Annotated in this window: 10 protein-coding genes; 5 read left to right on the top strand and 5 right to left on the bottom strand. The window is 36.1% G+C overall.

Annotated features, from left to right (window positions below; translation table 11 throughout):
• Window positions 1–2: 2 nt before the first annotated feature.
• On the top strand, window positions 3–1136 hold the full coding sequence (locus tag RNZ46_RS09305; protein WP_316981936.1) for a dioxygenase family protein: 1134 nt from the start codon (window positions 3–5) through the stop codon (window positions 1134–1136).
• 255 nt (window positions 1137–1391) lie between these two features.
• On the opposite strand, the gene RNZ46_RS09300 is transcribed toward RNZ46_RS09305, so the two are convergent.
• The 3 genes from RNZ46_RS09300 to RNZ46_RS09290 all read right to left on the bottom strand — a co-directional run bounded on the left by RNZ46_RS09300 (window position 1392) and on the right by RNZ46_RS09290 (window position 5944).
• Window positions 1392–4130: a TonB-dependent receptor gene (locus tag RNZ46_RS09300; protein WP_316981935.1), complete on the bottom strand. Its 2739-nt coding sequence runs from the start codon at window positions 4128–4130 to the stop codon at window positions 1392–1394.
• A 34-nt stretch (window positions 4131–4164) separates the two neighbouring features.
• On the bottom strand, window positions 4165–5037 hold the full coding sequence (locus RNZ46_RS09295; RefSeq protein WP_316981934.1) for a GLPGLI family protein: 873 nt from the start codon (window positions 5035–5037) through the stop codon (window positions 4165–4167).
• Window positions 5038–5122: 85 nt separating this feature from the next.
• On the bottom strand, window positions 5123–5944 hold the full coding sequence (locus RNZ46_RS09290) for a GLPGLI family protein (RefSeq protein ID WP_316981933.1): 822 nt from the start codon (window positions 5942–5944) through the stop codon (window positions 5123–5125).
• Between the two features lie 149 nt (window positions 5945–6093).
• Here RNZ46_RS09290 and RNZ46_RS09285 point away from each other — a divergent pair, with 149 nt between their 5' ends.
• The 4 genes from RNZ46_RS09285 to RNZ46_RS09270 are packed head-to-tail and all read left to right on the top strand — an operon-like array spanning window position 6094 to window position 9682.
• A complete protein-coding gene (locus RNZ46_RS09285) occupies window positions 6094–7560 on the top strand; it encodes a sensor histidine kinase (protein WP_316981932.1) in 1467 nt (488 codons plus the stop codon).
• Window positions 7553–8236 (top strand): response regulator transcription factor, encoded by a 684-nt coding sequence (locus tag RNZ46_RS09280; protein WP_316981931.1) that lies wholly within the window; start codon window positions 7553–7555, stop codon window positions 8234–8236. Before RNZ46_RS09285 ends, RNZ46_RS09280 begins: the two co-directional genes overlap by 8 nt.
• Window positions 8237–8269: 33 nt before the next feature.
• On the top strand, window positions 8270–9064 hold the full coding sequence (locus RNZ46_RS09275) for a hypothetical protein (RefSeq protein ID WP_316981930.1): 795 nt from the start codon (window positions 8270–8272) through the stop codon (window positions 9062–9064).
• A 3-nt stretch (window positions 9065–9067) separates the two neighbouring features.
• Window positions 9068–9682 carry a deoxynucleoside kinase gene (locus tag RNZ46_RS09270; protein WP_316981929.1) on the top strand — a complete coding sequence of 205 codons (615 nt, stop codon included), beginning with the start codon at window positions 9068–9070 and terminating at the stop codon, window positions 9680–9682.
• Here RNZ46_RS09270 and RNZ46_RS09265 read toward each other — a convergent pair.
• Together RNZ46_RS09265 and RNZ46_RS09260 are read right to left on the bottom strand one after the other, a co-directional pair.
• The gene (locus tag RNZ46_RS09265; RefSeq protein ID WP_316981928.1) at window positions 9679–10680 is read right to left on the bottom strand and encodes an App1 family protein phosphatidate phosphatase; all 1002 of its coding nucleotides are present in this window, start codon (window positions 10678–10680) and stop codon (window positions 9679–9681) included. The two genes, RNZ46_RS09270 and RNZ46_RS09265, sit on opposite strands and share 4 nt — an antisense overlap.
• Before the next feature lie 81 nt (window positions 10681–10761).
• The gene (locus RNZ46_RS09260; RefSeq protein ID WP_316981927.1) at window positions 10762–13128 is read right to left on the bottom strand and encodes a sodium-translocating pyrophosphatase; all 2367 of its coding nucleotides are present in this window, start codon (window positions 13126–13128) and stop codon (window positions 10762–10764) included.
• Window positions 13129–13209: the final 81 nt, after the last annotated feature.

The raw sequence follows: 13209 nt of genomic DNA, 5'->3' as shown, positions 1-13209 counted from the left end.
CTATGAAAAAACTGATTACTATAATATTATTGACTATGCTACATACCCATTGCGCAATAGACAGAAATATTTTGCCTTTAAATGACATCGAACTCGAAACATTAGAAGTGTTCAAAGATTTTGAACCAAAACACCAAATCCAAATAAGTGATAAAAATGAGGCTGGACAAAAATTGTGGCTATGCCTTACGTTTGAATCCAAAGAAAATAATGTTCCACTAATCAACCAAAAAATTCAAATGTATCACACAACTTCAAAAGGGGAATATGAACCTACAAACCCTAATGACGAATCTACGGCACGTTTAAATGGCGAGGTTTTTACAAATGAAAAGGGGCAAGTATTTGTTAAAACGATATTGCCCGGTGATTATGGGAGTTCAGCAGACAATAGACATATTCACACCACTGTTATAAATGCCAGACCTGAAGCTTACGATATACATTTCAAACAATTTACAGGACAAATGAGTAAAAATTTCATTTCTGGAAGTGACCAACATTTTCTTGCTGATTTGAAAAGAACAGATGATAGTACGCTTGTTTCTTTTCTAACCATTGCGGTTAAACAACCTCAAAATCAGAATATAACAAGCAGTCAAAAAATACCAGACTGTCAATGGTGCGGAGCCAGTGAAGCACCTGAAAACATTAGTTGGGAAACGCGCATTGCTGATGAAAATACAGAAGGGGAACGCCTTATTTTGGAAGGGACAATTTTTGAAGCTGACGGCAAAACCCCTGCCGAAAATGTGATAGTTTATGCTTACCACACCAATGCCAAAGGGCGCTATGAAAAGAAAGGAAATGAAACAGGAAATGGTGTTCGACACGGCTATTTACGAGCATGGGCTAAAACGAATCATTTAGGCAAGTATAGATTTTACACCATTAAACCAGCGCCCTATCCAAATAATGCAGAACCTGCTCATGTACACATGACTCTTATGCGGGAAGATTTTAAAGAATATTGGATAAATGCTACTTGGTTTAAGGGTGATAAGATAATTACGAAAGAAATGACCGAAAAACTGGATCGGACGGGAGGTTTTTCGAATATCATAGAACTTGTAAAAAACGAAGAAAACATTTGGATCGGGAAAAGAGATATTATCTTGAATCCACCAAATGAATAGCAGCAAACCCCTATAAAACCTAAAAGCCTTAGCACATAAAGTGACACCGCCCATTGTGTACAAAGTCTCTTAACGAACCTCTCCCAAAACAAAACGACCCTCAGTTTAAAAACTTAATCAAGCAAATATGTGCGTTAGGGATTGAGGCATTTGTTGGAGCTCGCCGACGTAGGAGGAAGCGACTGCCAAAAGCCCGACCCTTGTGGTAACGCCCAAATAAACATAACGATATTTCTCAAAAACTTAATAACAGCATTACAACTCGTAACGCACCCGCAATGTTATAAAGCGCGGTTGTATAAAGGTTTCGGAATTATAAACGGCAAGGTTGCTGGCACTGTTTTGCACGCGCGAATCGATATCCAAAAGGTTTGTGGCCTTAATTTCGTATTCCCATTTGGCATCATTATTCTTTCGGTAAGCCAAGGACGCATCCCAGGTTTTAAAGGTTTGCGATGGCTGGGTACCGCTATTTTGATTGGTATAAGTGTATGCGGTGCGGAAGGTAACCGATTTCCAGATGTAGGCATCAAAATCTACCGATGGCGCCTTGGTAATAAACTTGGTGGTGCTCGTGCCCAAATTATTGTTGGAAACGCTGTAACGATACCTAAACCTTAGGTTTGGTGCTTCTCTAAAATTGGTGCGCAATTCGGGGCGGTAACTTTGGGTAAACCTTTCGCTTAACGATTGCCTGCCTTGTACAAACTGATTGATTTTACTGTAGTTGAAATTGGCTGATAAACTGGCTCGTATTTTGCCAAAGGTGCGCTGTACGCGTCCGTTTGCCGATACACTTTCGTCGGCAAAATTAGAATTGAAAAAGGTACTTGTTCTAATCACGTTTTCAAAATCGGTTAGCCCTCTAATCTGATCGATATTTTTTGAATAGGATAGTCGGCCAAAAACATTGGTATAATTAAACATGTTAAAGCTGCTGTAAAATAAGCTTACATTGTGTGATAGGGCATTTTGCAAATCGGGCTCGCCAAACTGAATGCTGTTGTAATTGTTAAACACCAAGCCTTGTGCCAATCGCGTAACATCGGTAAATTGATTTTGCATGGTATAGCGCAGCGTTAAACTTTCGCTCTTTTTAAATTGAACTCGGGTTTCGAAATCTGGCAACAATTTTAAAAAGTTGTTTTTAAAGGTTTCACCAAATTGGGTGTTTTTATTGCCGTACGCATGCACGGAAAACCCAGGAGTTATGGTAAACTTACCGGTTTTTAAAGTGTAATGAACGCCCAAATACACATCAGTAAAATTGTAATCGGTGTCGTTTGCGGCACGACCATTGTTGAAGGTTGGTGTGGGTTCAAATTGAGAATTATCGTCTAAAAATTGAAAAATATTGGAGTTGAATTCCTGTCGGCTTAAAATAGTACCCAATGTAAAGTTGATATTGCTTTTTGCATTCAGAATATTGTAATAATCCAGTTTGGCATCAAGCTGATTGGATTTTATGCGTCTGTCTTGGGCTAAATCATAATTATTTAAAGTAGTATTAAAACCCATAGCTTGTGCCGTTGTATCAAAAGCATCTCTATCGTTGGGGTCTGTTTCATCGTTATTATTGGGGTCGTTTACTAATAATGCATTGTAAAACGGGTCTTCGTTTTTTATTAAATGCTGCGCTTCAAAAGCAAAAATATTTGTGTCGTCAAGCGTGTAATAATAATTCAGGTTTTGATTTATGCTGAATGGCGTAACCTCATCCAACTGATTGGTGTTGCCAACGACCGAAGAAAATAGGTTTTGAATTTGTTCATCTTTTGAGAAACGCGCCAAAATATCATAATCCAATTGGTTGTTTAAATTGGGTTTGTAAGATGCGCTGAACTTCGCTAAACCTTGATTGGAACGTTCGTTACTACTTTGTTCGGTGGCTTCGTCAGGGATTCCCAAATCGGCATCGGTATATTGTACAAAACTTGTTTCTTTCGATAAAATCCGGCTGCTGTTGTATATCGCAAAACCACTTAAATCGAGCGTCTTTTTAGGTGAATAACTAAAGTTTGAAGCCGCTAATTTGTTTTCGATTTCGAGCGCATTGTTTTGGCTTGTTAAAAAATTAAGACTATTATCGCCCAAATTAATGCTTGTTCCGCTGCCTCTGCTCGGTGCTCGAAACCCACCTCCAAATCCACGAAGGTCGCGACGTGTTAATGCCAAATCTCCGGTGTTATTTAAATCGCCAATAAAATTAAGACTAAATTGAGGGCTGTAGTAAAACAGTTTGGGTTGGGCTAAATAGAGCTCTTCGTCTGGCGAATTACCTCCACCAGCTGTAATATTACCAAACCAAAAATTTTCTTTTCCCTCTTTAAGTTTGATATTTAAAGCAACATTATCTTGATTGTTCGTTACGTTTCTTAACTGACCAACCTCGGAATAATTTCGCAACACCTGCACTTTATCCACCGCATTTGACGGGATATTTTTGGTGGCCAATTTAGTGTCGCCATCAAAAAAATCCTTTCCGTTAACCATAAGTTTGTTCACCACTTTACCCTCTACTTCAACTTGCCCATCATCATTGATTTCTACACCTGGTAATTTTTCCAAAACATCTTCAAGTTTTCGTTCGGTACCCGTTTTAAACGAATCGGCATTGTAAATTAAAGTATCGCCTTTTACCGTTACCGGCATTTCGTATGTCAGTTCAACGGCATCCAAAGCATTGTCTGGCACCATGGAAACATTTTTTACCAAATCCACTTCTTTAGTCGAAATGGTTTCTTTAAAAGCCTTCATACCTATGTAACTTACCTGTAAACTATATGTCGAGTTTTTTTCTAAATTTAATTTATAGCGTCCGTCATCATTGGTAATACCATAAGATTCCAAAGCTTGGGTTTCCTGATTTATGGCTACAACATTTGCCAATTCTAGCGGATTACCAATACTGTCTTTTACAACGCCCTGTAGTTTTATCTGAGCAAAAGCTGTGCTCGCTATTAAAATAAATAGCGTGGTTATTTTTAGTTTCATTAAGTGTTTTTTTTGATTGGTTAATTTGATGGTGTTACCCTCTTCTTCCACCTCGACCTCTTCCTCTAAAGTTTTCGCGCAATTCCTTCATTTTCTTTTCTAAAATTTCCTGATATTCCAACTTGGTCACTTCTTTTCCTTTTGAAGGTTTTTTAATGGCATCCTTATCATTGGGATTCATCACGATTTTTGAACATAAAACAGTTGTTCTTCCTGCGTTTACTTCCAAAATTAAACCGGGCAATCCCCAATATTCACCTGGACCTTGGTTGATTGGAATTTGAAGCGTATACCAAGCTTCAACCTGGATTAATTTCTCGGAATCATTGGTTTTAGGCGCTTTTGTTTGCGTTGAATCTTGCGCATTGGTTCTGTTTTCCGGTGGTCTTCTAAATCTTGTAAAATCGAAACTGGAATCAGCAATGGTTGCCGTTGCTTTAAAACACATATACTGTCCTATTTGTTTGGTTTCGCTACCCATTACCCAATTTATTTGGGACAAAGAATCTTTAATTAAAAACTGTTTTCCGAATAATTCTTGATCTTGCAAAAACACTTTGTCTTTAATGTTTTTATATTGATCGCCACCTGTAAAACTAGACATCATTCCTCTAAATCGGCCACCTTGACCTTGACCGGGAGCTTCCAATTTTTCTTCTTCTTTGTAAATGGATTCTGTTTTATTAAAGGTTAGTACGTATGTTTTTTCAAACATGCTTTTCATCCGCTCTGCTATTCGCTTTTTTTGCTCTTCGCTCATTCCGGGTCGACCAAAATTATCCATATCGATAGAGGTTTTCGATATGTAATAAGCTTTCCCTTGAAAATCGTTTTGCGCAAAAGAGCAAACGCCAACTAACAGGGTTAAACTAAAAATAGCATATTTAAAAAATTCAGTGATTTTCATTTTTATAAAGTCTTTTGGTTAGGTATTAAATATTATCTATAAGACTTTTAAAAATGACGTTGGTTTAATATAGGCATCAATTTATTTACCCACCAACTCTAATGATTACTCTTTCGCCATCATCGCTTCCTCTACGAGATCGAAATTGCTCCATCATTTCTTTGGATTTCTTGTCCATAATTTCATCAAACTTGGCTTGGGTTACTTCTTTGCCTTTTGTGGGTTCTTCAATTTTTACAGGTGTTTTCGGGTTGATAACAATCTTGGTGCAAACCAAGGTTAAATCGCCATCGTTAACCTCTAAAATCAATCCTGGCAATCCATAAAAATCATCTGGCCCATTGTTAACCGGAATTTGTGGTGTGTACCAAACGGTGGTGGTTCGGTCTTTTGTTACTTCTTTGGTTTCACCTTCATTGGTCAATGTTTTGGTTGTGTAACTGTCTTTAAAAACAGCCTTAAAACATGTATAATCACCAATGTTTTTGGTGTCGTTTACCAATTCCCATTTTCGGTTGGTTAAGGTGTCTTTTATCAAAAAAAGCTTTCCATAAATTTCTGTTTTATTGGTATATCTGTTTTCTTTTACATTTTTATACATGACATCGGATCCCTGGGAAATTTTAATTTGAATCCCTGAATTTACCAGCGATGGTGTTTCCAGTTTTTCATTTCGTTTATAAATCGATTCGTTTTTATTAAACGTTAATGTGTATTCTTGCTGAAATTGTTTTCGCAATTGTTCTTGAATTTGTTTTTGCATTTCAGCATTAGTATTCTCGTCGTCCATTTTTAAGTCTACTTTTCTGTGCGATTTGTACGTAGCCACACCCTGAAAATCTTGTGCATTTCCTTTGGATACTACTAAAGACAATGCCACAATAATGAGTTTAATAATTGTTTTCATATTGTACTTTTTTTAATAAAATTGATTACTGTTCGTTTTTTGATTGATGAATTACAAATATGAAAACTAAATTCACTTTTTATAGTTAACGAGTGTTAACGTGTGTTAAGCCATTGGTTTTGTATCGGTTTAACCCTTACTTTTGAACTATGAACGAGAAGAAATATAAATGGATTTTATATTTAATTGTAACCACAATTTTGTTAACCATAGCGGTGCAATACTATTGGAATTACAAAAATTATTTACAGAACAAACAGAACTTTATAAATCAAGTTCAGGTTGGTTTTGACAATGCTTTAGACACCTATTACGCCGATCTTGCCGAAGCTAACCAAATGACTTTTATAGACATTGAAACCGATAGCTTGAATTTTAAAAACCAATTAAATCGTTTACAAAACGATTCAATTTTTAGAAAAATACAGGAGGATTATAAAGGCAACCTAGATAAAGAAATTGCGGGTTTTACACAAATAAACGGTTCCGATAGCGGTTTTACTTTTTCGAAAAGTGAAAATCATATCAAACAAATAAAAGTTATAAAAGGCAAAAAAGCCGCCGATAGCTTAAAACTTGTAAAAGGCATTACCTCTATTTTTATATCCATCCAAAACGATACTTTAGATTTTAAAAAGCTAAATCCCATTATAAAAAATGAGTTTGAAAGAAAACAGTTAAACATCGATTTTGCCTTAACACACTTTAAAAACGATAGTGTATTTAGCTCCTTTAATACTGCAATTGAAAACCCCGATTATTTAAAAACAAAATCTAAATCCACCTTTTTAAAACAAAATGAAAGTTTGGAAATTGCTTATCCGAATGCCACAAAAATCATATTAAAAAGAAGTGCACTTAGTATATTAATTTCCACAATTCTTGTATTGGCCGTTATTAGCTGTTTACTGTATCTTTTAAAAATCATTAAAAACCAAAAGCAGTTGGCCGAAGTAAAAAACGATTTAATCAGCAATATAACCCACGAGTTTAAAACCCCAATTGCCACTATTGGTGTGGCTATTGAAAGCATTAAAAATTTTAATGTTATTGATGATAAAGAGAGGACAAAAACCTATTTGGACATGTCTGACAACCAACTATCCAAACTCAATATAATGGTTGAAAAATTACTAGAAACCGCAACTTTGGACAGCGACAGTTTAACGCTTGAAAAAGACAGTTTCAACATTGCAGATATCTTACAGACTATAGTTGAAAAACATAAAATTCAAACCGAAAAATCAATCCATTTTAAAACAATTTCAAATAAAATAATTGCAAATATTGACGGGTTTCATTTTGAAAATGCCATAAATAATATTTTAGACAATGCTATAAAATATGGCGGGAACACGATTAACATTCATTTATCTCAAGACAACACTGCGTTTACGGTATCAATTTCAGATGATGGAAATGCGTTAACAAAAGCAAATAAAGATAAGATTTTCGAGAAGTTTTATCGCGTGCCAAAAGGCAACACCCACGATGTAAAAGGCTTTGGCATTGGCTTGTATTACGCCAAAAAAATTGCGGAAAAACACGGTGGCAGCATTAATTTACATTTAGAAAACAACCAAACCACTTTTAAAATAACTTTCCCAAATGACTAAGCCCACAACCATACTTTTAGCAGAAGATGAGCCAGCTTTAGGGCAAATCATTAAAGAAAGTTTAGAAACCCGAAACTTTAATGTGCTGCTCTGTGAAAATGGCGAAAAGGCTTTCGAAGTTTATAAAAACGAAAGTCCGGAGTTGTTGGTTTTGGATGTGATGATGCCAAAAAAAGATGGATTCACATTAGCCAAAGATATTAGAACCGTTGATGACACTATCCCCATTATTTTTTTAACCGCTAAATCGCAAACCCAAGATGTGGTGGAAGGCTTTACCATTGGCGGAAACGACTATTTAAAAAAGCCGTTTAGTATAGAAGAATTAATTGTTAGAATTAATAATTTATTGCAAAGAACCAAGCTTCAAAAAACAACGGAATTATTAACTGTTGGCCATTATTCGTTTAATTTCCCCAAACAATTGCTTCAATTTAAGGACGAAGAATCGGTGCAATTAACACATCGCGAAGCGCATCTATTATTTCATTTAATTAAAAATAAAAATGCGGTTTTAAATCGGTCAGTCATTCTAAATAAACTTTGGGGAAATGATGATTTTTTCTCGGCACGAAGTATGGATGTTTTTATTTCCAAGCTTCGTAAAAAGCTAAATAAAGACACCAATATTCAAATTTTAAATGTTCGCGGATTTGGATATAAACTAATTTGCTGAAAGTGGTTTGATTTTTGTATTTTTCCAAATACTATGAAATTAACTGCTTTTCTTTTCTTTTTTATTTCGGCCATTGCGTTTCCGCAAAAATCGATTGAAACAACGTTCGTTAAAAAAATTGAACTCAAAGCAGAAACGATAGTTTCCGTCGATAAATTCAGTGATTACGAAGTTATTAAATACGTTGACAATAACACTTTGTTTAGAAAGCACAAAGACGCCATTATCTATAATTATAGCAACGTACAATTGGGCGACCTCACATCGGTTGATGCTTTTAGCCCTTTAAAAATTAAACTCTTTTACAAAAGCTTTAATACAGTTGTAATTTTGGATAATCGGTTATCCGAAATGGATAAAATCGATTTCAACACTGTAAAACCGTATAAAAATGTATCGCATGTTTCTACAGGTTTTGGTAGCAAACTTTGGATTTTCAATCAGGATTTGCAACAATTGGAGCTTTATAACTATAAAACCGGCGAGGTTTATGCAAAATCCATTCCGGTTGAGTCTTCTGTAATTCAGCTTGTAAGCAGTTATAACCATTGCTGGTTACTTACAAAAAAGTACTTATATAAATATGATGCTTACGGTAGTCTTATTTACAAAATTGAAAATAAAAACTATACCGCTATGGTTTTAAATTTTGACAACATTGTGCTTCAATCGAGCGACAAAAACCTGCATTATCTACCAAAAAACAGTCAGGTTATTGCCCCCATAAAAACACCAAAATTGTTAATAAATCAGTTTTTACTAAACCGAGGAAGCTTGTATCTTTACGACAATGAATTTCTTCATGAATACCAACTAATAAAAGATTAAATTATGCACGTTGCAATTGCAGGAAACATTGGCGCGGGAAAAACAACGCTCACAAAATTATTGGCAAAACATTATAAATGGGAAGCGCAGCTTGAAGACGTTGTGGACAATCCGTATTTAGACGACTTTTACAATCAAATGGAACGTTGGAGCTTTAACTTGCAGGTGTATTTTTTAAACAGCAGATTTCGTCAAGTGGCTCAAATTCGCGAAAGCGGAAAAGACATTATTCAAGACCGTACCATTTACGAAGATGCGCATATTTTTGCACCCAATTTGCATGCTATGGGTTTAATGACGAATCGTGATTTTGAAAATTACTCGTCGCTTTTCGAACTTATGGAATCGTTTGTGCAAGGGCCTGATTTACTTATTTATTTGCGCAGTTCTATTTCTAATTTAGTGGATCAAATCCACAAACGTGGTCGGGATTACGAAAACTCGATAAGCATTGATTATTTAAGCCGATTAAACGAACGCTACGAAGCTTGGATATCAAAATACGACAAAGGCAATTTGTTAATTATTGATGTTGATCATTTAGATTTTGTATCGAACCCCGAAGATTTAGGAAACATTATCAATAAAGTGGAAGCTGAAATTAATGGGCTTTTTTAGGCTTTTATAAACCCATGTTTTTTAGCGTGTTCGGTGGCTTGTTTACTGCTTTCTACCAATAACGCTGGTGTTGTTTTATAACTTTTATATAGCCCCGAAACCCTAAGCATTTTCTTTTTATGGTTAACGCTACGCAGATAAATGGCTAAAATTCTGTCTGGATAGGTTTCGGCTATTTCAAGATAAATATCTGGGTCGTGTTCGCCGCTATCGCCTATTAAAATAAATTTGAGATGAGGATAGGTTTTTAAAAGATTTATAATCTCCTTTTGTTTTTGTGGTTTTTCATCTTTGGGCTTTTTTGAAAACGGACTGGGAAAATTTCTTAAAATAATGGGGCCTTTTGGAAAGTTGTTCTTTTTTAAAAAGTACTTTATGTACCGATATAAATTCCACGGACTGTGGCTTACATAAAATATGGGATTTGAATCGTTCCCGGATTTACCGCGGTGCAATTCATGATAGAATTCCGGTGCACCTTTTAAGGGCAATCGTTTTCCTGCGGAAGTAAAAAAAGTATTTATAATAACCCGCCATTTTAAAATAGAGGTTAACCCTGTATGCAGTATGGTGTCGTCTATATCGCTAATAACAGCAAATGATGCGCCTTTTGAGGGTATAAGCATCTCGCCCGGAAATTTGTTGTTAGATTGAATACGTCGCTTTAAAAGTTCTTCCCGAAAAGAAAATTCAAATTTAACCCAACCTTCTTCATTTGCATAATTGGTGATGCTTTCAGCTTTTTCATCCAAAAGAAAGTAACCGTGTTTATCGGTTTTTGTGTAAAAGAACTTATCATCGCCCATTTTAATGATGAGTTCTGTGTGTTTTATTTCATCGGTTTCAAAACGTTTCAAAGCGTTAAAAAGTAATTTTAAAACACCTTTACCTTCTAAATTAATATTTTCATCTTCAAGAGCTCTGCCTCTTAAATATAGGTGATTGGATGTTCCGTATGTTTGAAAAGCTATAATTTGAAGCGGATCTTTGCTAAACATGGGCTTTATAATTTGAAATGAAAATACAAAAAAACCACATCAACTGATGTGGTTTTTTTGTTATAATAAATGATATGACTTTTAACTGTTATCTGCTTTCTTCAAATTTGAAACGGCTTGTTTTACTTCTGCTTCTGTACCTTCAAACGTTTCATAGTTCGTAGATTTCTCTCCGTTTTCATTTACAGTAGTCGTAACAACCGCTTTAAAAACACCTTCTTCAACTTCATTCATTTCTACTTTAATCTCTTTCGAAATATTTTGAGCCACTAATTCCGTAGCCTCTTTTTCTTCGGAATAGGCTGCAACACCATCGGTAGTTATGGCGATACTAGGCGCGATAACCAAAGCGACAACAGACATTAATTTTAAAAGGATGTTTAGTGAAGGACCCGATGTATCTTTAAACGGATCTCCAACCGTATCACCAACAACAGCAGCTTTGTGAGCCTCTGTACCTTTACGACCTTCTTCTTCAATGGTTTTCTTAGCGTTATCCCAAGCACCTCCAGCATTCGATTGGAAAATTGCCATAAGCACACCACAAGTCGTTACACCGGCAAGAAGACCTCCTAACATTTCTGCGCCTCCAATAAATCCAACAGCTACAGGAACAGCAATAGCCAATAAACCTGGTAACACCATTTCTTTAATCGATGCTTTTGTTGAAATATCGATACATTTCCCGTAATCTGCAACACCATCGGCCGCATCAAAAACAGCACGATCAGCTTCTGTAGCTTTCGACATGTCTGAATCGTATTTTCTCATAATACCTAAAGCTGCTTTAAGCTCAGGAATGTCTCTAAACTGACGACGAACCTCTTCAATCATAGCCATAGCTGCTCGACCAACGGCATTCATTGATAGAGCTGAAAACACAAATGGCAACATACCACCAACTAATAATCCAGCCATGATTTTAGGTTGCGACACATCAATAGCCGTAACCCCTGCCGTTTGCATAAACGCCGCAAATAATGCCAACGCTGTTAAGGCTGCCGAAGCAATGGCGAATCCTTTACCAACAGCTGCCGTTGTATTACCAACAGCATCCAATTTATCGGTACGCTCACGTACTTCACTTGGTAATTCTGCCATTTCAGCAATACCACCGGCATTATCACAAATGGGTCCGTAAGCATCAACCGCTAATTGAATTCCTGTGTTTGCTAACATTCCTACAGCCGCAATTGCGATACCGTATAACCCAGCAAAATGGTGAGATACAATAATAGCTCCAGCTATTAAAATAATAGGAATTGCTGTACTCATCATACCAACACCTAAACCAGCAATAATATTTGTAGCCGATCCTGTTTCAGATTGCTTAACAATAGACATAACAGGTTTTTTACCTGTAGCGGTATAGTATTCAGTGATTTTCCCAACCGCTAAACCAGCAATTAAACCAGCAATTACAGCAGTAAAAACACCCAAAGATGTATACTCCACACCATTTAGGCTAAACGTTTCAGGAATAAATTCTTGTATTAAAAAGTAAGTTGCAACAGCCATTAATCCCGCTGAACCAAATTCACCAATATTCAATGCAGTTTGTGGATTTCCACCATCTTTAACTTTTACGAAAAAGGTTCCTATAATAGACATTATAATTCCTATGGCTCCAAGAACCAATGGTAAATATACTGCTCCTAAACCGTCAAAATTAGGTGTTATAATAATCGCTCCCAATACCATGGTACCAATAATAGACCCTACATACGATTCAAATAAATCGGCTCCCATTCCAGCAACATCTCCAACGTTATCTCCAACATTATCCGCGATAGTTGCAGGGTTTAAAGGGTGATCTTCCGGAATACCAGCTTCTACTTTACCAACTAAATCTGCACCAACATCGGCCGCTTTGGTATAAATCCCGCCACCAACACGAGCAAATAAAGCAATAGAAGATGCGCCTAAAGAAAACCCAGAAAGCACATTGAGTACCATGGGAATATTATCGGCTCCAGGCCACATGTTTTGATATAACATAAATAAGCCACTTAATCCTAAAATACCCAAGCCTACAACACCTAAGCCCATTACCGAACCTCCTGCAAAAGCTACTTCTAAGGCTCTTCCTAATGATGTTCTTGCCGCTTGCGTTGTTCTTACATTGGCTTTGGTTGCTACTTTCATTCCTATAAATCCAGCCAATGCTGAACAAATAGCACCAACTATAAATGATACGGCCACCATCCAGTTTGAACCTTCTTCACTATTACCTTTGAAGAATAATAATACTGCTACTGCAACAACAAAAATTGCCAAAACCTTGTATTCAGCTTTTAAGAATGCCATGGCACCTTCTGCAATGTTTTTTGCAATTCTAGCCATATTAGCATCTCCCACTTCTTGTTTTGAAACCCAGCCACTTTTAATTAATACAAAGACTAGTGCCAAAACACCAAAAACGGGTAAAAAATCTACTATTAATTCCATATTTATTTAGTTAGTTTATTTGGTTAATATTTTTTAACGGGGCTAAAAATAGGAAAATATAAGTGATAAAAAAAACCACCT

Origin of the sequence: Hwangdonia lutea (genome assembly GCF_032814565.1) — a bacterium.
Classification (GTDB): Bacteria; Bacteroidota; Bacteroidia; order Flavobacteriales; family Flavobacteriaceae; genus Hwangdonia; species Hwangdonia lutea.
This window is presented reverse-complemented; position numbering and strand designations above follow the sequence as displayed.

Coding starts and splice junctions, on each gene's coding strand:
- RNZ46_RS09305 (WP_316981936.1), top strand. CDS start 3: ATGAAAAAACTGATTACTATAATATTATTGACTATGCTACATACCCAT.
- RNZ46_RS09280 (WP_316981931.1), top strand. CDS start 7,553: ATGACTAAGCCCACAACCATACTTTTAGCAGAAGATGAGCCAGCTTTA.
- RNZ46_RS09265 (WP_316981928.1), bottom strand. CDS start 10,680: ATGTTTAGCAAAGATCCGCTTCAAATTATAGCTTTTCAAACATACGGA.
- RNZ46_RS09285 (WP_316981932.1), top strand. CDS start 6,094: ATGAACGAGAAGAAATATAAATGGATTTTATATTTAATTGTAACCACA.
- RNZ46_RS09270 (WP_316981929.1), top strand. CDS start 9,068: ATGCACGTTGCAATTGCAGGAAACATTGGCGCGGGAAAAACAACGCTC.
- RNZ46_RS09300 (WP_316981935.1), bottom strand. CDS start 4,130: ATGAAACTAAAAATAACCACGCTATTTATTTTAATAGCGAGCACAGCT.
- RNZ46_RS09275 (WP_316981930.1), top strand. CDS start 8,270: ATGAAATTAACTGCTTTTCTTTTCTTTTTTATTTCGGCCATTGCGTTT.
- RNZ46_RS09260 (WP_316981927.1), bottom strand. CDS start 13,128: ATGGAATTAATAGTAGATTTTTTACCCGTTTTTGGTGTTTTGGCACTA.
- RNZ46_RS09290 (WP_316981933.1), bottom strand. CDS start 5,944: ATGAAAACAATTATTAAACTCATTATTGTGGCATTGTCTTTAGTAGTA.
- RNZ46_RS09295 (WP_316981934.1), bottom strand. CDS start 5,037: ATGAAAATCACTGAATTTTTTAAATATGCTATTTTTAGTTTAACCCTG.